19 protein-coding genes and 1 pseudogene are annotated in these 23893 nt (G+C 63.4%); 14 read left to right on the forward strand and 6 right to left on the reverse strand.

Annotated elements, in window-relative coordinates; translation table 11 throughout:
• Window positions 1–2: 2 nt before the first annotated feature.
• The 3 genes from G3O01_RS13895 to G3O01_RS13905 all read right to left on the reverse strand — a co-directional run bounded on the left by G3O01_RS13895 (window position 3) and on the right by G3O01_RS13905 (window position 2667).
• Window positions 3–695 (reverse strand): Crp/Fnr family transcriptional regulator, encoded by a 693-nt coding sequence (locus G3O01_RS13895; RefSeq protein WP_241023926.1) that lies wholly within the window; start codon window positions 693–695, stop codon window positions 3–5.
• A gap of 37 nt (window positions 696–732) precedes the next feature.
• A complete protein-coding gene (locus G3O01_RS13900) occupies window positions 733–1782 on the reverse strand; it encodes a 2-dehydropantoate 2-reductase (protein ID WP_205805573.1) in 1050 nt (349 codons plus the stop codon).
• 117 nt (window positions 1783–1899) lie between these two features.
• Window positions 1900–2667, reverse strand: coding sequence for a class II aldolase/adducin family protein (locus G3O01_RS13905; protein ID WP_205805574.1), 768 nt, complete (start codon window positions 2665–2667; stop codon window positions 1900–1902).
• 134 nt (window positions 2668–2801) lie between these two features.
• Here G3O01_RS13905 and G3O01_RS13910 point away from each other — a divergent pair, with 134 nt between their 5' ends.
• The 7 genes from G3O01_RS13910 (at window position 2802) to G3O01_RS13940 (ending at window position 10279) form a co-directional block, all read left to right on the forward strand.
• Entirely contained in the window at window positions 2802–3503 is a 702-nt protein-coding gene (locus G3O01_RS13910; RefSeq protein ID WP_205805575.1) for a Crp/Fnr family transcriptional regulator, read from the forward strand.
• A gap of 224 nt (window positions 3504–3727) precedes the next feature.
• Window positions 3728–5371: a fatty acid--CoA ligase gene (locus G3O01_RS13915; RefSeq protein WP_205805577.1), complete on the forward strand. Its 1644-nt coding sequence runs from the start codon at window positions 3728–3730 to the stop codon at window positions 5369–5371.
• Window positions 5372–5399: 28 nt separating this feature from the next.
• Window positions 5400–5864 (forward strand): MaoC family dehydratase, encoded by a 465-nt coding sequence (locus G3O01_RS13920; protein ID WP_205805578.1) that lies wholly within the window; start codon window positions 5400–5402, stop codon window positions 5862–5864.
• Window positions 5865–5911: 47 nt separating this feature from the next.
• Window positions 5912–7603, forward strand: a complete 1692-nt coding sequence (locus G3O01_RS13925; protein WP_205805726.1) for an alpha/beta fold hydrolase — start codon at window positions 5912–5914, stop codon at window positions 7601–7603.
• A 43-nt stretch (window positions 7604–7646) separates the two neighbouring features.
• On the forward strand, window positions 7647–8090 hold the full coding sequence (locus G3O01_RS13930) for a phasin family protein (RefSeq protein WP_205805727.1): 444 nt from the start codon (window positions 7647–7649) through the stop codon (window positions 8088–8090).
• A 75-nt stretch (window positions 8091–8165) separates the two neighbouring features.
• Window positions 8166–8999 (forward strand): poly(3-hydroxyalkanoate) depolymerase, encoded by an 834-nt coding sequence (phaZ, locus tag G3O01_RS13935; RefSeq protein ID WP_205805579.1) that lies wholly within the window; start codon window positions 8166–8168, stop codon window positions 8997–8999.
• The gene (locus tag G3O01_RS13940) at window positions 8996–10279 is read left to right on the forward strand and encodes a DUF445 domain-containing protein (protein WP_205805580.1); all 1284 of its coding nucleotides are present in this window, start codon (window positions 8996–8998) and stop codon (window positions 10277–10279) included. The genes phaZ and G3O01_RS13940 overlap by 4 nt, the downstream gene beginning before the upstream one ends.
• Here the strand turns inward: G3O01_RS13940 and G3O01_RS13945 are convergent, their stop codons facing one another.
• Complete coding sequence (locus tag G3O01_RS13945) at window positions 10280–13003, reverse strand: LuxR C-terminal-related transcriptional regulator (RefSeq protein WP_205805581.1); 2724 nt, start codon at window positions 13001–13003, stop codon at window positions 10280–10282.
• 130 nt (window positions 13004–13133) lie between these two features.
• Window positions 13134–14081 (reverse strand): chemotaxis protein, encoded by a 948-nt coding sequence (locus G3O01_RS13950; protein WP_205805582.1) that lies wholly within the window; start codon window positions 14079–14081, stop codon window positions 13134–13136.
• Window positions 14082–14442: 361 nt separating this feature from the next.
• Between G3O01_RS13950 and G3O01_RS13955 the strand changes: the two are divergent.
• From G3O01_RS13955 to G3O01_RS13985, 7 genes and pseudogenes are all read left to right on the forward strand, one after another.
• Window positions 14443–15999 (forward strand): annotated as a pseudogene (locus G3O01_RS13955) (methyl-accepting chemotaxis protein); the annotation flags it as partial.
• A 104-nt stretch (window positions 16000–16103) separates the two neighbouring features.
• Window positions 16104–16682: a sigma-70 family RNA polymerase sigma factor gene (locus G3O01_RS13960; RefSeq protein WP_205805584.1), complete on the forward strand. Its 579-nt coding sequence runs from the start codon at window positions 16104–16106 to the stop codon at window positions 16680–16682.
• Window positions 16683–16698: 16 nt separating this feature from the next.
• Window positions 16699–17013, forward strand: coding sequence for a hypothetical protein (locus tag G3O01_RS13965; RefSeq protein WP_205805586.1), 315 nt, complete (start codon window positions 16699–16701; stop codon window positions 17011–17013).
• Window positions 17010–17306 carry a 4Fe-4S binding protein gene (locus tag G3O01_RS13970; RefSeq protein WP_205805588.1) on the forward strand — a complete coding sequence of 99 codons (297 nt, stop codon included), beginning with the start codon at window positions 17010–17012 and terminating at the stop codon, window positions 17304–17306. Before G3O01_RS13965 ends, G3O01_RS13970 begins: the two co-directional genes overlap by 4 nt.
• Window positions 17307–17362: 56 nt before the next feature.
• Window positions 17363–17608 (forward strand): hypothetical protein, encoded by a 246-nt coding sequence (locus G3O01_RS13975; RefSeq protein WP_205805728.1) that lies wholly within the window; start codon window positions 17363–17365, stop codon window positions 17606–17608.
• A 49-nt stretch (window positions 17609–17657) separates the two neighbouring features.
• The gene (locus G3O01_RS13980) at window positions 17658–19478 is read left to right on the forward strand and encodes an ABC transporter transmembrane domain-containing protein (RefSeq protein ID WP_205805591.1); all 1821 of its coding nucleotides are present in this window, start codon (window positions 17658–17660) and stop codon (window positions 19476–19478) included.
• A 325-nt stretch (window positions 19479–19803) separates the two neighbouring features.
• Window positions 19804–20931 (forward strand): YbdK family carboxylate-amine ligase, encoded by a 1128-nt coding sequence (locus tag G3O01_RS13985; protein ID WP_205805592.1) that lies wholly within the window; start codon window positions 19804–19806, stop codon window positions 20929–20931.
• 23 nt (window positions 20932–20954) lie between these two features.
• On the opposite strand, the gene G3O01_RS13990 is transcribed toward G3O01_RS13985, so the two are convergent.
• Window positions 20955–23837: a LuxR C-terminal-related transcriptional regulator gene (locus G3O01_RS13990; protein ID WP_241023927.1), complete on the reverse strand. Its 2883-nt coding sequence runs from the start codon at window positions 23835–23837 to the stop codon at window positions 20955–20957.
• Between the last annotated feature and the right edge of the window lie 56 nt (window positions 23838–23893).

Here is a 23893-nt window from a genome sequence, read left to right on the forward strand (position 1 = left end):
GATCAACGGCTTTCCTGGAAAGAGGAAAGCACGTCCTTCGAGCAGATTTCGATGCGGCCGTACCGGAGGACAATCGCGCCTTGCTCGGCCATCGCCTTGAGTTCCAGCGAGAGCGTCTGGCGCGTGATGCCGAGCATCATCGCCAGCGTGTCGTGCGAGACGGCGACGTCGGGGCGGCTCTGCGACAGCATCGTCACGTCCCCCGATGCGAGCAGCAGCAGGCGGCGGGCAATGCGTGCCCGTGTGGAATGCAAGGTCGCATCTTCAACCATGCGATACAGCCAGTTCATATGGATGACCTGCAACTCCGCAATCGCGCGGAAGAACGCCTGGTTGTTCATCAATTCGTCGAATGCCTGGGCTCTGACGACGAACAGGGTCGAGCGTTCGAGCGCGACGACATCGCGCAGGCGTGGCTGGCGGCTGGTCATCGAAGTCTGTCCAAACCAGTTGCCCGCTTCGATCACGGCGAGAATCGCTTCCTTGCCGTCTTCGCGCAGCGTGCAGGCTTTCAGCTTGCCGCACTTGAGCCCGAAGAAGCCATTCGGCGCATCGCCGCGCCGGAACAGATACTCGCCCGCATGCAGCGTCACCGTTTCGCAATGGCGCATGAGCGCCTCTTGCCCGGCAGCAGGCAAAGCACGGAACCACAGGTTGGTCCGCATTGCTTCGGAGGTATCGGTCAGGAGCGCCATAGGGATCGATCCGCGCGAATGCGCCTGAATGCGCCTGTCAGGCGGGCACGCGTTGGCTATTCGCGGACGCGCCACGCGCAGCAGCGCGCAGTTCGGCCAATAGCGCGTCACCCGTCCACGACGGACGCGCAGCGCTTTGCTCGGCTTCGTGCACGAGCTGGCAGAGGCGCGCATTGACGGGCGCATTGAGCCCGAGGCGATGAGCGAGCTTCACGACTTCACCGTTGATCCAGTCGACTTCGGTCGCGCGTTCCGCTGCGAGATCGTCGGACATCGACGAGCGCGCGAGCGGGTCGATGGTCAGCATCGCGCGTGCGAGACGTGCGAACCAGGCGTCGGGCATGCTGAGGAAGCGCGGCATCCACGCGGGCGGAATGGGCGTCAGACGCGCCGGGCGGATGCCGGCGCGTGCGAGCAGCGCGAGCGTTTCCGCTTGCGCCATCGCGAGGCTGCGTCGATACGCGCGCTGCGATAGCTCTTCTTTCAAGGGCCGGTTCGACAATGCGTTGATCGCATTGTTCAGGTTGAGCAGCAGTTTGGCCCACTGCACGGGGAGCATGTCGGCATGTTGTTGCAGCGGCAGTTCTGCACTTGCGAAGTCATCGACGAACGGCTGCAAGCCGGGCGCGCTTCTGACTTCCAGTTCGCCACCCGATCCCTGATGATAAGCACCCGGCCCGCGTTCGATGACATTGAACGGCACCATCCCTTCGAGCACGGTCTGGTTCGGCAGCGCGGCGCGCAGGATATCGGCATTGCCGACGCCGTTCTGGAAGCTGACCACGACGGTGCCAGGGCGCAGCACGCCAGCCAGTTCTGCAGCAACCGTCGGTGTCGCCGCGGACTTGACGGTGACAAGCACCAGATCCGCGTGAGCCGCCGTCGTGTAATCCGCCGATACGTCGATGTGTTCGGAGGGCACGTACCACTGGCGCTCGCCGAACTGCGACAGCGTCAGCCCGTGCTCGCGCAATTGCTTGCCAACGCGTTCGCGCGCGATGAACGTCACGTCGCTGCCACCGGCGAGCAGCCGTCCGCCCACGTAGCAGCCAATGGAACCCGCGCCATAGATAAAAATCTTCGCCATGCGTTATCTCGATCGAGCCGCTTGTCGCTACGTTCGATGCGCTGGGCGGCAGACACGGCTCGTCATGTTGCTGCCGCCCAGTTCCCGCATCGCTTCTTTCAATGGGTTGCTATGCGCTCAGTCCGCATAGCCGGGGTTGCGCCGGTCGAGCCGCCGCAGCAGGCCGGGCCATGCAAGCTGTCCCGCGCTCACGCCGCGCGTCGCATGCGCTGCCTGCTTCGCAATGCCGTCGAGAATCGGCTGCGCGACCGGCAGCAGCTTCCCGCAGCCCGCCTGTGCGCGAACCTGGATCATGCAGGCGGCCTCGAAGAAGTACATCGCGACGAACGCGTCGGCAGGCGTCGCGCCCGCAGTCAGCAGACCATGATTGCGCAGCATCAGATACGTGTTGCTGCCGAGATCGCGCACGAGTCGGGGCTTCTCTTCTTCGTTGAGCGCGATGCCTTCGTAGTCGTGATAGCCGAGCGACGCGAGCACCACCAGCGATTGCTGCGACAGCGGCAGCAAGCCCGCTTCCTGCGCCGACACGGCGACGCCGTTGACCGAATGCGTGTGCATCACGCAGAGGGCATCTTCGCGCGCTGCATGCACGGCGCTGTGAATATTGAAGCCGGCGGGGTTCACGTCGAACGGCGAATCGGACACCTTGCGGCCGTCCCGATCGATCTTGACCAGCGACGACGCGGTGATCTCGTCGAACATCATCCCGTACGGGTTGATGAGGAAATGGTGTTCCGGACCGGGCACGCGTGCCGAAATATGCGTGAACACGAGGTCGTCCCAGCCGAATAGCGCGACGAGGCGATACGCCGCCGCAAGATTGACTCGTGCTTCCCATTCGGCGGGCGATACTGCGTGCTTCAGGCTGACATCCGTTGAGCTCACGGCGAGACTCCTTGATCAATGGTTCGTGCGTCTGAAAACAGCGCGTCTGACTGCGCTGGCGGCCAATGCCGTGAACGCATGATGTCGGCAATCCCGCGTAAAATCTGTCGCATAGCCGACACGTCGGGATGGGCATGGATTCCAGGCTGCTTCACTATCGTCCTCAACTCGAATCGACGCCATGGTTTCGCGGCCTGCCCGTCGAACTGCAGGACTACCTGATGAGCCACGCCACGCTGCTGCGGCTCGAAAAAGGCCAACTGCTGTATCGATACGGCGATCCTTCTTATGGCTTGTATGCCGTACTCGAAGGCGCGCTGTCGATCGGCACGGTTGGTATCGACGGCAAGGAATCGCTGCTTGCCGTGCTGGGGCCCACTGCGTGGGTCGGCGAAATCTCGATGTTCGACGGCTTGCCGCGTCCGCACGACGCCATTGCCGTCAGCCGTTCACTCTTCCTGCATGTGCCCGAAGCCGCGCTGCAAAATCTGCTCGATGCCTCGCCGCGCTACTGGCGCGATTTCGCGCTGCTGATGGCGCAGCGTTTGAGGCTCTCGTTCAAGAGCACCGAGTCGCTGGCGCTGCAGCCGGCGGCGCAACGCGTCGCCAGCCGTCTGCTGCTGATCGCCGAAGGCTACGACGGCCTCAACGCAATGCAGAGCAAAATCCGGCTTTCGCAGGACAGCCTTGCATCGATGGTCTCGCTGTCGCGCCAGACCACGAACCAGTTGCTCAAAAGCCTCGAAAGCCAGCAGATCATCAGCCTGAAATTCGGCGAAATCCAGATTCTCGACCTCGAACGGCTGCGTGCGGCCAGCGCTGGTACTCCCACCTGACCGTAGGCTCCACGTAAGCTAACACCGTTTCTTTCAGCACTTTCCTTCCTGCATTCCTCAAGCCGTATTGTGTCCAGGCGGCCGCCGCGTGGGACTCCCCCGTTTAGGGGATATTGCTTCCCGCCGAACAAATCGATCATGGTCTCACCCCGGATGCACCGCGCACGACACGCCCTGACGGCCCTGTGCGAGCCCGGTTCATCCCAAGACTTCAGGAGACATCGATGCAGGACGCCGGCCATCACTCGACGCCATCCCCGTACGCCTATCCGCTGCTGATCAAGCAGTTGCTGCACACGACCTTCATCCAGGCGGCGGATCAGGAAATTGTTTACCGCGGCGAGTTGCGGATGACCTATACGACGCTGCGCGAGCGCATCGCGCGGCTCGCGAACGGCCTGCACGATCTGGGCGTGCGCCACGGCGCGACGGTCGCCGTGATGGACTGGGACAGCCATCGCTATCTGGAATCGTACTTCGCGGTGCCGATGATGGGCGCGGTGCTTCAGACAGTGAATGTGCGGCTGTCGCAGGCCGAAATCGCCTACACGATCAACCATGCGGGCGCAGAAGTGCTGCTGGTTCATACGGACTTTCTGCCGGTTGTGGAAGCGATCAAGGATCAGCTCGAAACGGTCCGCACGTTCATCTGGATCGATGAACCAGGCAGCGACGCAAGCGCGCATACGATTCCATTTGCGACGGAATACGAGGCGATGCTCGCCGCGAGCGCGACCACCTACGACTTTCCCGACTTCGACGAGAACACCCGCGCCACCACGTTCTACACGACGGGCACGACGGGCTTGCCGAAGGGCGTCTACTTCTCGCATCGTCAGCTGGTGCTGCACACCATTACGCTGATGGGCGCGCTGGCGAGCCCGGTATCGGGCCAGCGCTTTCATCGCGGCGACGTCTATATGCCGCTCACGCCGATGTTCCATGTGCACGCATGGGGCATGCCTTACATCGCGACGGTGCTCGGCGTGAAGCAGGTCTATCCGGGCCGTTATGTGCCCGAGCGTCTCGCGCAACTGGTGCGCGACGAAGGCGTCACGTTCTCGCACTGCGTCAGCACGATTTTGCACATGCTGCTTTCGTGTGACGAAGCGAAGCATATCGACTTCAGCCAATGGAAGATCGTGATCGGTGGCGGCGCGCTGCCGCATGGTCTCGCGCGCGCCGCGCTCGATCGGGGCATCGATGTGTTCGTGGGTTACGGCATGTCCGAAACGTGCCCGGTGCTGAGTCTTGCGCAACTGCCGCTGCACACGGAGCCGCTCGGTCTCGATGAAGAAGTGCGCCTGCGCTGCAAGACCGGTTATCCCGTACCGCTCGTCGATTTGCGCATCGTCAACGAAAACATGGAAGACGTCGCGCACGACGGCAAGGCCTACGGCGAGATCGTCGTGCGCACGCCATGGCTTACGCAGGGCTATCTGAACAACCCGGAAGCGTCCGCGCAGCTATGGGCGGGCGGCTATCTGCATACGCAAGACATCGCGAACATCGATACGACCGGCAACGTGCAGATCACCGATCGCATCAAGGACGTCATCAAGTCGGGCGGCGAGTGGATTTCTTCGCTCGAAATCGAAAGCCTGATCTCGCTGCATCCGGGTGTTGCAGAGGTCGCGGTAATCGGCATCAAGGACGACAAGTGGGGCGAGCGTCCCGTCGCGCTCGTGGTGCTGAAGGAAGACGTGCAGTTGAGCGAAGACGACGTCAAGCAGCACGTGCTCGGCTTCAGCAAGACAGGGCAAATCTCGAAGTACGCGGTGCCTCAGGTCGTCCGCTTCGTCGATGCATTGCAGAAGACGAGTGTCGGCAAGACGAACAAGAAGTGGTTGCGCGAACAGTTCGCCTGACCCGATCCCTCTTAAGGAGCAAGCAACGATGAGCATCAACGGATACAGCATCGCCACGATCGACAGCTTCATTGGCCGCGAACTGGGCGTGTCGGACTGGGTCGTCGTCGATCAGGCGCGTATCGACGCGTTCGCTGCCTGCACGGGCGACCGGCAATGGATTCACACCGACGTCGAGCGCGCGAAACGCGAGAGTCCGTTCGGCGGCACGATCGCGCACGGTTATCTGACGCTGTCGCTGCTGGCGGCGCTCGCAATCGAACTGGGGCTGATTCCCGCGGACGCGAAGGCAGGGCTGAACTACGGGCTCGACAAGGTGCGCTTCATGACGCCCGTCAAGGCCGGCGCGCGTGTTCGCAGCCGCGTGACGCTGATGTCGGCGGAACACAAGGACGGTGGACGAATCGTCATCAAGACGATGAACGAATTGCAGATCGAAGGCGAAGAGAAACCGGCGTTGATCGCCGAATCGCTGGCGATGCTGGTGGCCTGAACAACAAGACGTGGATGGAGACGGAGTCGAAGATGGCAACAACTGAAATGAGCGCAACGCAAGGCACGCAGCCGGACGATCTCGCGGCATCGGCTGCCGACGGCATGCTGGGACCGAACCCGTTCGTCGGGCTGCGCCCGCGCGATATTCTGGCCACCGTGCAGCAGATCGGCGCGCAGGCACTGCGTCAGCCGACGCTGGTGGTCGAGCAGGAAGCGGCGTTGGTGCGCGATCTGATGGCGGTGCTCGGCGGCAGCGCGGACAGCAAGCCGCCGCAGGGCGACAAGCGCTTCAGCGATCCCGCATGGCAGGACAACTCGATGTACCGGATGGCGATGCAGGGCTATGTGGCCTGGCGCAACGCGATGACGGGATTCGTCGACCGCTCCGCGCTCGATGCACGAACCAAGGAGCGCGCGCAGTTCGTGCTGTCGCTCTTCACCGATGCCATGTCGCCCACCAACACGCTGCTCGGCAATCCGGCGGCGCTCAAGAAAGTGATCGACTCGGGCGGCGCGAGCCTGCTCGGCGGCGTGCGCAATCTCGTGACGGACATGCTGCAAAACCAGGGCATGCCCGCACAGGTGGACAAGACCGCATTCAAGGTTGGCGAGAATCTCGGCACGTCGCCAGGCGCGGTGGTGTTTCGCAATGATGTGCTGGAACTGATCCAGTACGCACCCGCAACGGAACATGTCTATGCACGCCCGCAACTGATCGTGCCGCCGCAGATCAACAAGTTCTATGTGTTCGATCTGTCGGAAGGCAAGAGCATTGTCGACTATCTGGTGAAGAACGAATTCCAGACGTTCGTCGTCAGCTGGCGCAATCCGACGGTGGAGCAAAGCCACTGGGATCTCGATACCTACGTTGCCGCGCTGCTCGAAGCCATCGCGGCGGTGTGCGAGATCACGGGCAGCGAAGACGTGAACCTGCACGGGGCATGTTCGGGCGCGATGACGATCTCCGCGCTGCTCGGCCATCTCGCGAGTAACGGCGACAAGCGCGTGCATGCATCGACACTGATGGTTGCCGTGCTCGACAACACGGCGGATTCGCAACTGGGTCTGTTCGCGACGCCCGAAGCGATTGCGGCCGCGAAGCAGAACAGCATCTCGAAGGGCGTGCTGGCGGGCGAGGAAATGGGCCGTGTGTTCGCATGGATGCGGCCCAACGATCTTGTCTGGAACTACTGGGTAAACAACTATCTGCTCGGCAAGGCGCCGCCCGCGTTCGACATCCTCTACTGGAACAACGACGCGACCCGCTTGCCCGCGCGTATGCATGGGCAGCTGCTCGACATCTTCACGGGCAACCTGTTCAGCAAGCCACGCGCGTTGACGGTCCTGGGCACACCATTCGACCTGTCCGACGTGACCTGTGACAAATACGTGGTGGCGGGGATGACGGATCACATCACGCCGTGGAAAGGCGTGTACAACACGGCGCGCATTTTCGGTGGCGATACGCGCTTCGTGCTGAGTTCGGCCGGGCACATTCAGAGCCTGATCAATCCGCCGGGCAATCCGAAAGCGAAGTTCTTCCTCAATCCCGAACTGGCCGCCGATGCCGACTCCTGGCTCGCCGCTGCCAAACCCGAGAAAGACTCGTGGTGGGACAACTGGCGCACATGGCTTGCCGAACGTTCGGGCGAACGGCGTCCTGCGCCCGCTTGTATCGGCAGCACGCGGCATCCCGCAGGCGTGAAGGCGCCGGGGACTTACGTCGTGGAAGCATGACATTCACTCTTTTCTTAAACGCGGTACCTACGGAGTCACGATGATGGAATCGACCAGCACGAAAAATGCAAACAACGCTAACGGCATGTTCACCGACTACACGAAGCTCATCGGCCAGTTCAAATTTCCGGGCTTCGATACGAGCGCGCTGCTCGACTCGCGCCGCAAGGATATCGAAGCGATCGCCGAAGCCAACACGACGGCGCTGGCCGGCGTGCAGTCGCTGGCGCAGAAGCAGTCGGACATGTTGCGCTCGACGCTCGGCGAATTGCAGGCGTTCGTCGTGCGCGTCACGCAGCCGGGCGGCCAGTCGCTTGCCGGCGTCGGCGAGACGGTGAAGCAGACGCTGCATAAAACGCTCGTCGATATGCAGGAGCTTGCGGATACCGCGTATCGCGCACAGTCGGATAGCGTCGCCGTCGTGACCAAGCGTGTCGCCGAGCATGTCGAAGAGCTGAAGGCGCTGCTGCAATCGAAGAAGAAGTAACACTGCACAGCGCGTGCGGCACGCTGGCGCATCGAATGCAATGCCCGAATCCATAAGAACATTGGGAGAACAGAAATGCACATGAGCCCTGAGTCTGCCTGCAGCATGCACATCCAGACGATCGATCTGGATGGCCAGACCTTGCGTGTCGCAACGTGGCCGGGCAGCGATGCGTCGCCGCCGCTGCTGATCTTCAACGGCATCGGCGCGAATCTCGAACTGGTGGCACCGTTCGTCGCCGCGCTCGATGATGTGAGCGTGATCATCTTCGACGTGCCGGGTGTCGGCGGTTCGCCAGCGCCTGTCATGCCGTATCGCTTTTCGACCTTGTCCGTGCTGACCGACAAGTTGCTCACACACCTCGGTCATCATGGCGAAGTCGATGTGCTCGGCGTTTCATGGGGCGGCGCGCTTGCACAGCAGTTCGCACGGCTGTATCCGCGACGCTGCCGGCGGCTGATTCTTGCGGCGACGTCGCCAGGCGTGCTGATGGTGCCGGCGAAGCTGTCGGTGTTGTCGAAGATGATCGGCCCGCGCCGCTATACCGATCCCGCGTATATGCAGGAAGTCGGCGCGGACATTTACGGCGGCGCATACCGTCGAGACCCGTCGCTGCTCAAGGCGCATAGCCAGCATATCCAGCCGCCGCGCGGACGCGGTTATCTGTATCAGTTGCTCGCCGCTTCAGGCTGGACGAGTCTGCCGTGGCTCGGCGCGTTGCGTCAGCCGACGCTCGTCATGCACGGCAGTGACGACCCGATCGTGCCGCTGACCAACGCGAGGATTCTCGCCGCGCGGATTCGCAACGCGACGCTGTATGTGATCGACGACGGTCACCTGTTTCTTGTTTCTCGCGCGGAAGAAGTCGCGCCTGTGGTGCGCAGGTTTCTGCGCCAGGAGGCGGGTTGAGTTTCTTCCCCAGCAGCGGCGATGGCGCTCACCGGGCAGCGTTCAACGTGCGCGACGAAGGCAAGGCGCACGGACTGAACCGGATGCGCCGGACAGCAACGGCATTGCTGCTGTTAATGAGCATGCTGCTGCTGGCGTGTCTCATGTGGCAGGGCGGGCACGCATGGCTCGCATGGCCGCGCGCGTTTGCCGAAGCAGCAATGGCGGGCGCGATCGCGGACTGGTACGCCGTCGTCGCGCTGTTTCGTCATCCGCTGGGTGTGCGGCTGCCGCATACCGCGATCATTCCGCACAACCAGCCGCGCATCGCGGAAAGCCTCGGCAGCTTTATCGACGAACATTTTCTGCAGCCGGAACTGATTGTCGGCAGATTGCGTGGCCACAATGCGGCGCAGTCGCTCGCGCGCTGGCTCGCGCAACCGGAAAACAGCCGTGGCCTCACGGACGTAATCGGGGATTCGCTCGCGGGACTGCTCGACGATATGAGCGAAGCGGACCTTGCATGGTTCTTCGATCACATCGTTGCGCCGCGTTTGCGCACGCTCGATATCGCGCGTGTGGCGGGTGACGCGCTCGATCTGCTCACGCAAGGCGAGCGGCATCGGCCGTTGCTCGATCATGGGCTCGTCGCGCTCGAGAAGTGGCTGACGTCGAACGCCGATCTGATTCGCGCCAAGTTCAGCGAGGCGTCGAAATACACGCCCGCGCCGCTCGATGCCTATATCGTGCGCAAGCTCATCGAGGGCATGCTCGCGCTGCTGCATGAAGTGGCGGCGAGCCCGGACCACGCGCTGCGCCGTCAGTTCGACGAAGCCTTGCAGACGCTGATCGGGCAGTTGCGGACGTCAGTGGTGCATCGCCGGTACGGCAAGTCGTTGCTGCGCGACTGCATTCGCCATCTGCGGCGTGCTGGCGGGCATCGCGCGCTGCTCGACTGGCTGCGTACACGCGTCGTCGACGATCTTGGCCACGAACAGTCTGCCGTGCGCAACACGCTCTCGCATGCGCTGGCGGCTTTAGGCACGCGCATCGATCGTGAGCCATTGGTTCAGCGCAAGCTCAACGCCTGGTGGATCGCGCTCGCGCATGAACTCGTCATGCGCTATCGGCATCTGTTTTCCGCGTTGATTACCGAGGTCGTCAAAAGCTGGAACGCAGAAGAAGTGAGCCGCAAGATCGAAGTGCAGATCGGCCGCGACCTGCAATATGTGCGGATCAACGGCACGCTCGTCGGCGGGATGGTCGGCGTGCTGATTCACGCCGCAACGCTGATCGCTTGACTAGACCAGTCCCAACGCCTGAGCGCGTGCAACGGCTTGCGCCCGCTTGTCGACGTTCAGCTTCACGAAGATATTCTTCACGTAGGTCTTGACCGTCTCGGGTGAGATGCCGAGTGTGCGTGCGACTTCCTTGTTGGATTGCCCCTGCGCAATCAGTTCGATGATGCTGCGTTCTCTTGCGCTCAACGGTTCGCGCACGGCGTCGCTGTCCGGTTTAGCGCCCGGTTCGTGCAATGCGCGCCAGCCATCCAGCAACCGGTCGATGTACGCGATGCTTTCTTTCGCCGTCGGCGTCGAGCGCGTGTCGTCGCGCACTGCTTGCAGCAGCGGGCCGATTGCCGGGCCTTGATCGATGATCGAGCGATAGATGTCGTGATTCGCATTGAGCACGTCGCGAAAGACCTCGACGGCGCGAGCCTGTTCATTCGCGCGCAGCCAGACGAGCGCGAGCACTGTGCGCAGTCGCAGCGCGAGATAGTCGTTATGACGGCTTTCCACGCTGCGAATCGCGGACGTGATCGACGCGACGGCTTCGTCGGTGCGGTTCTGCGCCATCGCCAGCGAGGCAACGGCAATCGCGCGGAAGGTGTCGATTTCCGGCGAGACGGGTTTCGACGCGGCAGCGCGCGCATCCGCCAGTTGTTCGAGTTGCGCGACACAGGCGGCTGCTTCCGCGATCCTGCCTTCGCGCAAAAAGAGACGGCCGCGCTCGACGTGAACGCCCGCGATCATCCGGTCCCAGCGACGCATGTATCCGAGCGTCTGCGCATGATCGAGCAGCGCGTACGCATGCTCGAAATTCCCCCGCGCAATGGCGATCCGCACGAGCACGCGGTACGCAAAGAACGTGCTGTCGAGCAGCACGGCGAGGTCGATCACCGGCATCAGATCGACGAGCAGTGCTTCGGCTTCGTCGAGCCGTCCCTGCTCGTACCAGATCTGCGCGATCATCGGCGTGCACAGCGCAGCCGCAATCGACTTCGGACCCGAATGCCGCTCGGCGAGCCGGATCGATTCATTGAAGTAGCGTTCGGCGAGCACGAAATGCATCTGCTGCATCTCGGCGTGACCGAGCAGGCACAGCCGGTAGACGGACGCGAACACATTGCGCTGGTCTTCCTCGATCGAATAGGGAATCCACGGCGTCGCGTACAGCGCGCCAAGGTTGCCCGCTTTCCAGTGACCGAAGCGCACGACGTTCGACGCGACGTTGGTGGTCCAGCTATCGGTGGACGGATGTTCGAGACAGGTTTGCGCAATCCCAAGCGCGCGGGGCGCATCGTCCTGGAGGCCAGCGATCACCGAGCGGATCGCCTGGCATTCCCAGCGGATGTTGGCGGCGGTTTCGCTCGTGTCAGCGCCCGCGTCATGCTCGATGGCATCGAGCATCGTGAGTGCTTCGTCGAAACGCATCGCGAGCGCCATGCCCCATGCGATCGCGAGCGTGATCTTGACCTGCCCGCGCATCAGTTGCGCCGGAAACTGGCGTTGCCAGCCGAGCAGCGTGAGCAGATCGCCTTTCGTGACGAGCGTCATCGCGCAATGGCCCATCAGCGACACCGCGTGTTCCGTGTCGCCCGCGGCGATCGCGTGCTTCACTGCGTCCGTCCATTGTTCCTGTCCGGCGTACCAACGGCAGGCGCGGCGATGCAGGTCGGCCACTTCGCCGCGATGCTGGGTGTCGAGCCGCCGCCGAAGATATTCGCCCATCAGATGGTGATAGCGAAACCAGTGTCCTTCGATATCGAGCGGTTCGAGCAGAAGCTGGCGCGTGGAGATCGCTTCGAGCATGCCCGGTTCGCTCTCCATGCTCATGACGGCATCGCACAGCGGCGCGCACAGGCGCTCGAGTATCGACGTGCGGAGCATGAACCCGACCATCTCGTTCGGCAGGTGCCGGAGCATGTCTTCGAGGTACGCGGCGAACGGCCGCGATGAGCCCGACGGCGGGCTGATGGCATCAACGGCTTTGCCTTCGTCACGCGCGAGCACCGACGCCGAAATGCGCAGCGCGGCCGCCCAGCCCTCGGTACGCTCGAACAGCGAATTGATGCGCCCCGCGTGCAGTCCGCCAGGACATTCGCGTTCGACGAAGCGCCGCGTTTCGTCGATGTTGAAACGCAGCGCGGCAACGTCGACTTCCAGCAGTTCGTTTTTCGCCCTCAGTTGCGCGAGCGGCAGCGGCGGATCCGTGCGGGTGCAGAGCACGACATGCGTATTCGAAGGCATGTTCGCGATGAAGTACGCCATTGCGTCGTGAATCGCGGCGACGCTGATCAGGTGATAGTCGTCGATGAACAGCCAGATCTCATCGTCGACTTCGACCAGTTCGTTGATCAGTGTCGAGCCGATTAGCTGGGCTGGCAGGAGCGACGCTTCCGTCGTCAGGCTGATCGCCGACGCGCCGACGGTCGGGCACGCGTTGCGCAAGGCCTGCGCGAGATGATGAAAGAAGTGCGCGGGTTCGTCGTCGTCGGAATCGAGCGAAAGCCACGCGACGGCCGCGCCGCTCCCGGTCAAACGTTTGAGCCATGTGAGCGCCAGCGATGTCTTGCCGAACCCGGCGGGCGCCTTGATGACCGTGAGCCGTCTGGATTCCGCCTTGTCGGCGAGCGCGATGAGGCGCGGCCGGTCGATCAGACCGGCGGGCAGACGCGGGGGAGAAACCTTGGTGGCGAGGAAGAGGGGCGGGCTCGTGGCCGGCGCGGCTTCTGTTGCGTGCATCCGCTGCTCCTGGCGTTCGGATAGGCCTTGGCTGCCATGTCACGCAAAATGATACGCCCAACCCGACCCTTGTGAGGGTCAGTTCGCGGCGCCGCGCCGCCGCTTCATTCCTTCAGAGCCACGCGATCGATCAGGCGGCAATCGCGCGCCGGATCGCTTCTGCCAGTTCCGCCGCCTGGAACTTCGCGACGTAGCCGTTGGCGCCCGCGTTTCTCACATGCGCCTCGTTTGCCGCGCCCGTCAGCGACGAATGGATCACCACGGGAATGTCGCGCGTGCGGTCATCGGCGCGAATCCGGCGCGTCAGCGTGAAGCCGTCCACTTCGGGCATCTCGAGATCGGTCAGTACCATCGATACGCTGTCGCGCAGTCGCGTCCTGTTTTTCTTCGCTTCGTCGGCGAGCTTCGAGAGAATCTGCCACGCTTCTTCGCCCGTCTTGGCCATGATGTATTCGGCGCCGATATCGCCGAGCGCCTGCTGGATCATCGAGCGCGCGAGGCCCGAATCGTCGGCGGCGAGAATGCGGGTGCCCGGCGGCACCTGGAAGTTCGCCGGCACGGTCGCCGACGGGTCCGACTGATGCGTGGGCAGCACATCGCGCAACACCTGTTCGACGTCGACCACCTGTGCCAGCCGCGAATCGCCCGTGTTGCCGTCGATCCGCGCAATGCTGGTGACGAGGCCCGTGCCGCCCGCCGCTTCAGCGGGCAGCACCTGGTTCCAGTCCAGACGCACGATGTCGTCCACTTCCTGCACGGCGAAACCCTGCGTGGTGCGCGCGAATTCAGTCACGAGCAGGATGTTCAGCCCGCGCGTGGGTTCGCATCCCATCAGTCGCGGCAGATCCACGACGGGAATGACCTGGCCGCGAATATTGACGGCACCCATCACGCAAGGCGACGCGCCGACGATAGGCGTGATGGTGGGCATCGTCAGGATTTCGCGAACCTTGAACACGTTGATGCCGTACAGCTCATGCGCGCTGTCGCCCGGCACGCTGCCGAGCCTGAAAAGGAGCAGTTCGAACTGGTTTGAACTGGTCAGGGTCGTACGGGCTTCAGTCGATTGGTGGTCCATCACGGGGTTCCAGGAAATGGCGTGAGCGGCGACGCTCGGGCGATGCAGTTATGACGTTTAACGGCCTCGCCGCGGAAAACATGAACGCGGGACGCAAACGGCCATCGTCTTCCGGAAATGCGCTGATGTGGATCTTTTTTTCGGAAAAGATGCATTTCAAGGAATGAATATCTGTAATCCGGAGAAACACTAATCAAACGTTTGCGTTTTTGCCGTCTCTCAAGTTGCTCTGATCCCTGCCGATAGCGGAGTTGCCGGGTCGTCCGAAATGCGGATTGCATACGGGCGAACAGGCTGCGACGAAGGTCTTGCCAGGCCGCCAAAGCATGATCAATCAGGCGTCAACCGTGGGGATTTGCCGATGAAGAAAAACGAGCTGAATGTGAAGACGAAGCTGACGTTGGGATTTGCCCTGATCGCCATGATGACGATGATCGTCTCAGCGTTTTCCCTCAAGGCGCTCGACGATGCCAACCGGCGCTTCCGGGATTACCTGCGCGGCGCCAGCGCGCGGGCCGATATGGTGATGCAGGTGCGAACCGCTGTCGACCGGCGCGCGATTGCGGCGCGCAATCTGGTGCTGGTCGCAAAGCCCGCCGACATCGACAAGGAAAAGGCGGCCGTGACCCAGGCTCACGAAGACGTCCAGAACCGGCTGCGCACGCTGAAGGCAATGAGCGCGGCATCTGACGCGCCGGAGACGACGCGCAATCTCGTCGCCGAGATCGACCGGATCGAGGGACAGTATGGTCCCGTCGCGCTGGCGATTGTCGACGCGGCGCTGAACAACCGGCATACCGAAGCGATCGCGCTGCTCGACGACAAGTGCCGGCCGCTGCTCGATGCGCTCGTCGACGCCACGGAGCGATTCGCAAAGAACACGCACGACGCGCAAACCGAACTGGTCGATCAGGCGGATCAGCACTATGCGACGCAGCGGCTCATGCTGATCGTGTTTTGTCTCGCGGCAATCGTCACGGCCGTGACGGCGGGCATTCTGATTACGCGCAGCCTGATGCGCACGCTCGGCGCCGAACCCGCCGCGCTGAAGCTCGCCGCGCAGCGCGTGGCAGGCGGAGACCTGAGTGAGTTCGACGATATCGAGCGGGCGCCGCAAGGGAGCGTGCTGGCGTCGATGGGCGACATGCAGGGCAGTCTCGTCAAGCTGATCACCCAGGTGCGCGCCGCGGCCGACGGGATCGCAACCGGCTCCAGCCAGATTGCGGCGGGCAATGCCGACCTGTCGTCGCGCACCGAGCAGCAGGCTTCGTCGCTGCAGGAAACCACCTCGAACATGGAGGAACTGACGGCAACCGTCACGCAGAACGCCGAGAACGCGCAGCAGGCGAGCGTGCTGGCAGCCAATGCGTCGGAAGTCTCGGGACGCGGCAGCGCGGTCGTCGGGCAGGTGGTCGACACGATGAACGACATCAGCCAGAGTTCGAGCAAGATCGCCGACATCATCGGCATGATCGAAGGGATTGCGTTTCAGACCAACATCCTCGCGCTCAACGCGGCTGTGGAGGCGGCGCGTGCAGGCGAGCAGGGACGGGGTTTCGCCGTGGTGGCCAGCGAGGTGCGCAGTCTCGCGCAACGCTCGTCGGGCGCGGCGAAGGAGATCAGGGAACTGATCTCGAACTCGGTCCAGCGGGTTCAGGAGGGCTCGACGCTTGCCGCGCACGCGGGGCGGACGATGTCGGAAGTGACGCAAGCCGTGGCGCGCGTGACGGACATCATGGGCGAGATCGCGGCGGCGTCGAGCGAGCAGAGCCGCGGCATCGGCCAGGTCAATCAGGCCGTCGTGCAGATGGACCAGGTGACGCAACAGAATGCCGCGCTGGTCGAAGAGGCGGCCGCCGCTTCGCGTTCACTCGAAGAGCAGGGCACGCAGCTGACGCGGGCTGTGATGTTCTTCCGTCTCGCGCCGGCGTAGCGTCATCTGGAATTGCGCTCGCTAAATAAAATTTCGCCGGTCAGCGGGTCGGGCCACAATATTTTCCTTCCCGGATCGTCACCACGGGTATGGAAACGCCAAACGCCCCGAGCACGCTGACCGAGCAGGACCGCGAAATCGCCGATGCGGTCGCCCGCGAGCGCCCGAGGCTGCGCAATTTCATCCGTCGCCGCGTCCTCGATCAGGACGAAGCCGACGACATCCTTCAGGACGTGTTCGAAGAACTCGTCGAGGCCTGGCGTCTGCCGGAGCCCGTCGAGCAGGTGGGCGCGTGGCTGTTTCGCGTCGCGCGCAACCGGATCATCGACCGCTTCCGCAAGAAGAAGGAAGCGCCGCTGCCCGAACCCGTCGGTATCGACGAAACGGACGGCGACTATCGCCTGGACCTTGCCTTGCCCTCGGCCGATGCCGGCCCCGAGGCGGCGTACGCACGCGCGGCGTTGCTCGACGCTCTGCGCGCCGCGCTCGACGAATTGCCCGCGAACCAGCGCGAGGTTTTTATCGCACACGAACTGGACGGACACAGCTTCAAGGCACTGTCGGCGTCGACGGGTATCGGCGTCAACACGCTGCTCGCGCGCAAGCGCTACGCGGTGCTGTATCTGCGCGAGCGCCTGCGATCGTCGTGGGACGACTTCGAGATCTGAATCAAAGGAGAAAAGAATGAGATTCCGCCGCAAATTTTTCGCCAGGGCGCTGTTGATCGTGCTGATCATCGCGCTGATGGGCTGGATCGTGATGAGGCTATGGAACTGGATCATCCCGACGCTCATCGTCGATGCGCATCTGATCGACTATCCGCGCGCGATCGGTCTGCTCGTGCTGTGCCGGATCCTGTTCGGCGGATTCCGCGGACATGGCGGCTGCTACAAGGCAAGGCACTGGCAGCAATGGCAGCAGATGACGCAGCAGGAGCGTGAGCGCTTGCGCAACGACTCGATGCCGGGTTCGCGCCCGAACGAAGGAGCGGGCACATGACGCGCGATGCCGCTTCAGCCTGCAAGCAGCCGCCCGGCGTGATCGTGCCGCATGTGAACTTCGCCCGCTGCGAAGGCAAGGCGGATTGCGCGGTGGTGTGCCCTGAAGACGTATTCGATATCCGCCGCATCGATGCAGCCGACTACCAGACGCTGCGGCCATTGCAACGCTTCAAGCTGCGCGTGCATGGCATGAAGGTCGCCTACGTGCCGCGTGCGGATGCGTGCCGCGCGTGCGGGCTGTGTGTGTCGGCATGTCCCGAGCACGCGATCACGCTCGTCAGGGCGCGCTGACGCTTCGCTGACCCTTCGCTGACTCTTCGCTTTCACATGAGGTTGAGAACATGACGATGCTCAGTCCACATGAACTGGCGACCCTGATGCTCGTGCGCAGCGCGCCGGATCAGCTCGACACGACGCGTGTCGAACTCGATACGCTGCTCGATTACCGGCTCATTTCCGTCGAGCCGCGAGCCGGCGGCTGGCGTCGTCCGATGCTGACGCCTGCGGGCGCGCATCTGCTGGAGGTTGCCGCGCGCGTCGAACGAAAACGTTACGATGATGAGCCGGCGACGGAAGAACACTACGCGGACTGACACAATACCGCTGTCGCCCACGCTGTCGCCCATTCAACCAGGAATTTCGATGCCCGATACCGCCGCGCGCACGTCACGCGTCACGCCGCTTTTCGCCCTGTTGCCGTTTCTGCGCCCGTATGCGAAGCGCTGGGCGCTCGCGTTTCTTGCGCTGCTGACGTCGGCGGGCGCGACGCTGGCGCTGCCCGTCGCGTTCAAGTATCTGATCGATCGCGGTTTTGCGAGTGGCGACCGTACGCATATCGATCGCTACTTCATCGCGCTGTTCGTCGTCTCGCTGATTCTCGCCGCTGCGACGGCGCTGCGCTTCTATTGGGTGTCGTGGCTCGGCGAACGGGTCACGGCCGATTTGCGGCGCGCCGTCTACGACCACGTAATGCGCATGAGCCCGCAGTTCTTCGAGACCACGCAGACGGGCGAAGTGCTGTCGCGCCTGACTACCGATACCACGCTGATCCAGACCGTGGTGGGCACGAGCCTGTCGCTGGGGCTGCGCAACCTGCTGCTGGCCGTCGGCGGCGTGGCGATGCTGGTCGCGACGAGCCCGGTGCTGTCCGGCTACATCATCGTGACGCTGGTCGTCGTGGTGGCGCCTATCGTGATCTTCGGGCGACGCGTGCGGCGGCTGTCGCGCGCGAGCCAGGACAAGATCGCAAACGCAAGCGCGCTGGCGGGCGAGGTGCTCAACGCGATGCCGACCGTGCAGTCGTACACGCAGGAGCGCTACGAGTCGAAACGTTTTGGCGGCGCGGTCGACATCGCTTTCGATACCGCGCTCACACGCATCCGCGCGCGTGCTTCGCTGACGGCCGTGGTGATCGTGTTCGTGTTCGCGGCGATCGTGTTCGTGCTCTGGCTGGGCGCGCAGGCAGTGCTGGCAGGGAAGATGACCGCGGGCCAGTTGTCGCAGTTCATCCTCTATGCGGTGTTCACGGCGGGTGCCGTGGGCGCTGTCGCCGAAGTGTGGGGCGATCTTCAACGTGCTGCGGGCGCGACGGAACGGCTGCTGCAGCTGCTTGCGGCGCGCTCGCCGGTGGTGGAAGCGCAGACGACGGTGCCGCTGCCGGCGCAAGGCGACGGTATCCGCTTCGACAACGTGAGCTTCTCCTATCCGTCGCGTCCGGGCATCGCGGCGCTCTCCGGCTTTTCGCTCGATGTGCATCCGGGCGAGCATGTCGCGCTGGTCGGGCCGTCTGGCGCGGGCAAAACCACGCTATTTCAGCTGCTGCTGCGTTTCTACGATCCGCAGTCCGGCAGCATCCTGATCAACGGTGTGCCGACCAGTCAGGTGCCGCTCGATTCATTGCGCAAGGCAATCGGCGTCGTGTTGCAGGAGTCGGTGATTTTTTCGGGCAGCGTGCTCGACAACATCCGCTACGGGATGCCCGACGCGACGCTCGCACAAGTGCAACGCGCTGCCGACATGGCGGCAGCCGCCGGCTTTATCGACGAACTGCCGCAGGGCTATGACACGTTCCTCGGCGAACGCGGCGTGCGGCTGTCGGGCGGACAGCGTCAGCGGCTTGCCATCGCGCGTGCGATTCTGAAGAACCCACCCATTCTGCTTCTCGACGAAGCGACAAGCGCGCTCGATGCCGCAAGCGAACGCCTCGTGCAGACGGCACTGGACAACGCCGCGCTGAATCGCACGACACTTGTGATCGCGCATCGGCTCGCCACCGTGCAGCAGGCGGATCGCATTATCGTGCTCGATCAGGGGCGCATTGTTGCGCAAGGCCGTCACGCGGAGCTTTTGCAGCGTTCGCCGCTTTATGCACAGCTTGCGGCGCTGCAGTTCGGCGAACATTCCAGGACGGGAGAGCGTGACGTCGCGCACGCTCATGTCGATTCCCCGCTTGACGCTCAATGACTGCACGCGGCTTCGGCCGCGTCATCACATCAGGCCCAAGGATTGCTGCTCGCGCAGATAGCCGCGCAACGACGGATTGTTTCAACCGGCGAGCCGATCGCTCGTGTTGTTGATCTCCGTTCATGAAGTTGTGTTGACCGTCGTGTCGAAGCTGACACGGCGCCTACAATGAAAATTCTCCGGTCTTCGATCGACGTACGGATGAGGCCTCGATTCGCGCTGCCTGCGCGCAGCGCCCGATGACAACTTTTTTCCGACCAGATGCGGCAACGCCGGCTCGCACGTCAAGACCCGGCGTGAGCATCGTGATGCAACAGGACATTCCATGCTGCAGCCATTTGCGTCATCCGAACCGTTCACGATGGGCGTCGAACTCGAAGTTCAGGTCCTCAATACGCATGACTACAACCTGACGAAAGCGGCCACTGAGTTGCTGAGCCGCGTGCGGGAGCAGAAGTTCGCGGGCTCGATCAAGCCGGAGACGACGGAAGGCATGATCGAACTGGCGACGGGCGTATGCCAGGATTTCGATCAGGCGAGACGCGAATTGATTGGCCTGCGCGACACGCTGATCCGGGCCGCCGATTTTCTGAACGTCGGCGTGTGCGGCGGCGGCACGAATTTCTTCCAGAACTGGTACGACCAGCGCTCCGACGGGCGCGAACGCTCCGAATATCTGATGGAGCTATACGGCGCGATATACCAGCAGTTCACGATCTTCGGACAGCATGTGCATGTGGGCTGTCCCGACCCCGACTCGGCGCTCGTTCTGCTGCATTCGCTTTCGCGTTACGTGCCGCATTTCATCGCGCTCGCGGCTTCGTCGCCGTATGTGCAGGGCAGCGACACGCAGTTCCAGTGCGCGCGGCTCAACTCGGTTGCGCCGTTTCCTTTATCGGGGTGTGCGCCGTTCGTGACGACGTGGACCGAGTTCGAAGCGTATTTCGCGCGCATGGAGAACACGGGTCTCGTCAAAAGCCTGAAGGATTTCTACTGGGACATCCGTCCAAGCCCAGGCTACGGCACCATCGAAGTGCGTGTGATGGATACGCCGCTGCGCGTCGAGTGGGCCGCCGCGATTGCTGCCTATATCCAGTCGGTGGCGCGCTATGTGCTGATCGACAAGCCTCTGCATCTGAGCGAACGCGACTATGAGGTTTACCGGTCGAACCGGTTCATGGCGTGCCGCTTCGGGCTCGACGGAAAATGTGTGAATCCGGAGACAGGTCAGCGCGCGCCGATTCGTGACGAGATTCTCGCCACGCTGGATGCCGTCGCTCCGCATGCGCGCATTCTGGGCGCGGAGGAAGGACTGGATATCGTCAGGCGCACGGTGACGAACGGTGTCAGCGACGCCATGTGGTTGCGCCGGATCTACGGCAAACATGCGTCGCTGCATGAAGTAGCGCGCCAGCAATGTCAGATCTGGCGTGGCGCGCAGGTGCAGGAATAATCGTTCGCGAAGACAGCACAGCGTTAGGCGTGCTCATCGGGCGCAAGCACGCTGTTGCCCGTGCTCAGTCCCAGGTCGCGTATCCGCGCGACGGCTTCGTCGCGGCTGGACACATGCAGCTTCGCGTAGATGTTCTTCAGATGCCACTTGACCGTTTCCGGCGAGATGGCCAGCGCCCGCGCAATACGCTTGTTGGGCAAAGCCTGAGCGAGCAGATGCAGCACTTCCGCTTCGCGGTCGCTCAACGCTTCCGCGCCATCCAGTCCCGTTTGCTGCGCAGCGCTTTTCGAACGCTGTGACCCGGGCTCGGACAGCGTCGTCAATCGCGCGGCCTGCAGACGGCCCACATAAAACGACAGCAACGGATCATCGGGCGCGTCCTGCGACACGTGCACGATGAATTCGAGCGCTTGCGGATCGGCGTCCAGCAGCGTGCGCATCAGGCCGAGCCGATGTCCGCGGCGCAACGCAGCCTGTACGGCATCCCTCGCGTTCTGCTCGCGCCCGAGGCGGGCATCGGCGATTGCGCCCAACAGCTGAAACTGCGCGACGAGATGCTGCCAGCCGCGTTCCTCGCAGGTCGCGATCAGCGGACGGATGCGCGACGAAGCATCGCCGAAATCTTCATGCGCGATATTCCACAGGATGTTCGCTCGCGATGCCTGCAGAGCGATATGAGCGCTGAGCGCATCCGTACGCGACGACGTGTCTTTCGACAACGCGTCGAGGCGCGCAAGCGCGACTCTGGCCTCGCCTGTCTGCCCGCATTGCAGATGCCGTTGCACGCGCTGCGCGAGACTGTGCGCGAGCAGGCGGTCGAGCCGGTACTTGCTGCCGTATTCCTCGAGTCGATCGAGCCAGGCGAATGCGTCGAGCCGATGTCCCGCTTCCCAATGGACGGCAGACAGGATGCTGAGTACGCGCAGCACCGAATCGGGAATCGATACACGCTCGAGCACTTCGATTCTTTCCTGCAACAGCTGGCGCGCGGCGGCGAGTTCATTGAACTCGTAAAGCACTTCGCCCAGCAATGCAACGGCGAGACACGCGGGCTCGACGGCTTCGTTGCCGCGCTGATCGGCCTGCGCCAGCACATCGCGGCAGATACGCTCCGCCTGCACGAACTTGCCTTCGAGCGAATAGCTCAGACCCATGATGCAGCGGCCATACAGGCTGCCGGCGGGACTGCCCAGCAATGGCGAACCGTCGGCGGCGGGTGCGGACGGCGCGCTCTGGATCGCGCGCGCCTGCTCGAAGCGGCCCTGATGCATATAGAGCCACGACAGGATGTTCTTGCCGCCGCCGATATCCACGCTCTCGCAGTCGTCCGGCGCACGCAGCAGGCGGGGTTCGACGGTGGCGACAGTATCGACGTCGTCGCGCTGCACGGCGAGGATCGCCTGCACAATGGCCAGTCTGTAGCGCGACAATTCGTCGTCAGCGGGGATGTCGGCGCAAAGGCTTGCTACGTTCGCCGCGCAGGCTTCGTACTCGTGTGCGTAAAGTTGCAGACGCGCCTTCCAGAGCCGCAGTCCGACGCGCGCGTCGATCTCGTTTTCGGGCAGCAGGCGCATCAGGCCGACGAGCTTGCGCAGATCGCCCTTCAGGCGCATCTTCTGCGCGCACTGCAGCACCAGGTCGGCGGCCGCCGTCGTTTCGCCCGCGAGCAGCGCGTGGCGGATCGCATCGTCGGGCCGGTCGTGCTCGCGGAACCATTGCCATGCGGCAAGATGAACGGCACGTTGCTGTGCCGCGTTCGTCATGCGGAAGCGCTGCAGCAACGTCTCGCGGAACAGCGGATTGAGCCGGTACCAGGTTTCGTTGCCCGGTGGCTCGACCGACTCGACGAACTGGTTGTTGCTCTCCAGCCTGGCGAGGAGCGCGGGCATCTCGCTGCGTTGTTCGTTGTCGCCGGCGATGGCGGCGCACAGCGACGCACAGAACGTCGCGCAGGTCGCGAGCCGTTCGAGCAGTTCGACTTCGGAAGGCGCCAGCTGCGTGAGCACTTCGCGTTCGAAGTACTCTGCGAAGCCGCGCGCGTCGAGCAGATGGTTGCGGCTCAAGGTGGCGGACATCGATCCGCCCGTCAGATCGCGTTTCTCACGCTTCAGATGCGCGGTGAGCAATTGCAGGCCCGCGACCCAGCCATCCGTCAGTTCGTGCAATCGTCTGGCCGCCTGCGCGCCGACCTTGCCAAGCTGGGCGGTGACGAACGCTTCCGATTCCGCACTGGTAAAGCGCAGGTCGCGCATGTTGAGTTCCAGCGCGAGCCCCTGGTCCCTCAGCCGCCCCAGCGACACCGGCACCGCGCCGCGCGAGGCGATCACGATATGCAGATTGGCGGGCGCGTAGTCGAGCAGCCATTGCAGCGTTTCATGAATGGCGGGATTCGTGGCGCACTGCATATCGTCCAGCACGAGCACGAGATGACGCGACCAGGCGCCCGCGCCGCTGACGAGCGTGACCAGCGTGCGCTCGACCGCTTCGTCGTCCGTGCCGCGGCCCGCCAGCAGGGCCGCTTCGCGCACGAGCACGGGATCGACGCGCGCCAGGCACGCGACGAGGTCTTCGAGCCATTGCGCGAGATCGTTGTCTTCAGGGCCGAGCGTGAGCCAGGCGACATCGAAGCCCAGCGGCAGAAGCTGTTGACGCCACGCGAGCAGCAGGGTCGTCTTGCCGCAGCCCGCCGGTCCCTCGAGAATCACGCAGCGCTTGCGGCGGGCTTCCGTCAGTTGCGTGAGAAGCCGCTCGCGCGCGAGCGCGCGCGCATCCGGACGCGGCGGCTGCCGTCGATGATCGGCGTCGGCGGTTCGCACTTTTCTGGGTGGCTGGCTGGAATCCATACGACGCGAAGTAGAAGAAAGCTCGAGGAACGCCGGTTGCGTCGGGAGTGAGACGGCCGTCATACCGGGCCACGGACATTGTACGGCGGTGCGCCGACGCACCGGACATCTGCGTTCTG

Source organism: Burkholderia sp. Ac-20365 (assembly GCF_017104715.1).
In the GTDB taxonomy this organism is placed as follows: domain Bacteria; phylum Pseudomonadota; class Gammaproteobacteria; order Burkholderiales; family Burkholderiaceae; genus Paraburkholderia.

Coding starts and splice junctions, on each gene's coding strand:
- G3O01_RS13895 (WP_241023926.1), bottom strand. CDS start 695: ATGGCGCTCCTGACCGATACCTCCGAAGCAATGCGGACCAACCTGTGG.
- G3O01_RS13900 (WP_205805573.1), bottom strand. CDS start 1,782: ATGGCGAAGATTTTTATCTATGGCGCGGGTTCCATTGGCTGCTACGTG.
- G3O01_RS13910 (WP_205805575.1), top strand. CDS start 2,802: ATGGATTCCAGGCTGCTTCACTATCGTCCTCAACTCGAATCGACGCCA.
- G3O01_RS13915 (WP_205805577.1), top strand. CDS start 3,728: ATGCAGGACGCCGGCCATCACTCGACGCCATCCCCGTACGCCTATCCG.
- G3O01_RS13920 (WP_205805578.1), top strand. CDS start 5,400: ATGAGCATCAACGGATACAGCATCGCCACGATCGACAGCTTCATTGGC.
- G3O01_RS13925 (WP_205805726.1), top strand. CDS start 5,912: ATGAGCGCAACGCAAGGCACGCAGCCGGACGATCTCGCGGCATCGGCT.
- G3O01_RS13930 (WP_205805727.1), top strand. CDS start 7,647: ATGGAATCGACCAGCACGAAAAATGCAAACAACGCTAACGGCATGTTC.
- phaZ (WP_205805579.1), top strand. CDS start 8,166: ATGCACATGAGCCCTGAGTCTGCCTGCAGCATGCACATCCAGACGATC.
- G3O01_RS13945 (WP_205805581.1), bottom strand. CDS start 13,003: ATGCACGCAACAGAAGCCGCGCCGGCCACGAGCCCGCCCCTCTTCCTC.
- G3O01_RS13950 (WP_205805582.1), bottom strand. CDS start 14,081: ATGGACCACCAATCGACTGAAGCCCGTACGACCCTGACCAGTTCAAAC.
- G3O01_RS13960 (WP_205805584.1), top strand. CDS start 16,104: ATGGAAACGCCAAACGCCCCGAGCACGCTGACCGAGCAGGACCGCGAA.
- G3O01_RS13965 (WP_205805586.1), top strand. CDS start 16,699: ATGAGATTCCGCCGCAAATTTTTCGCCAGGGCGCTGTTGATCGTGCTG.
- G3O01_RS13970 (WP_205805588.1), top strand. CDS start 17,010: ATGACGCGCGATGCCGCTTCAGCCTGCAAGCAGCCGCCCGGCGTGATC.
- G3O01_RS13975 (WP_205805728.1), top strand. CDS start 17,363: ATGCTCAGTCCACATGAACTGGCGACCCTGATGCTCGTGCGCAGCGCG.
- G3O01_RS13980 (WP_205805591.1), top strand. CDS start 17,658: ATGCCCGATACCGCCGCGCGCACGTCACGCGTCACGCCGCTTTTCGCC.
- G3O01_RS13985 (WP_205805592.1), top strand. CDS start 19,804: ATGCTGCAGCCATTTGCGTCATCCGAACCGTTCACGATGGGCGTCGAA.
- G3O01_RS13990 (WP_241023927.1), bottom strand. CDS start 23,837: ATGACGGCCGTCTCACTCCCGACGCAACCGGCGTTCCTCGAGCTTTCT.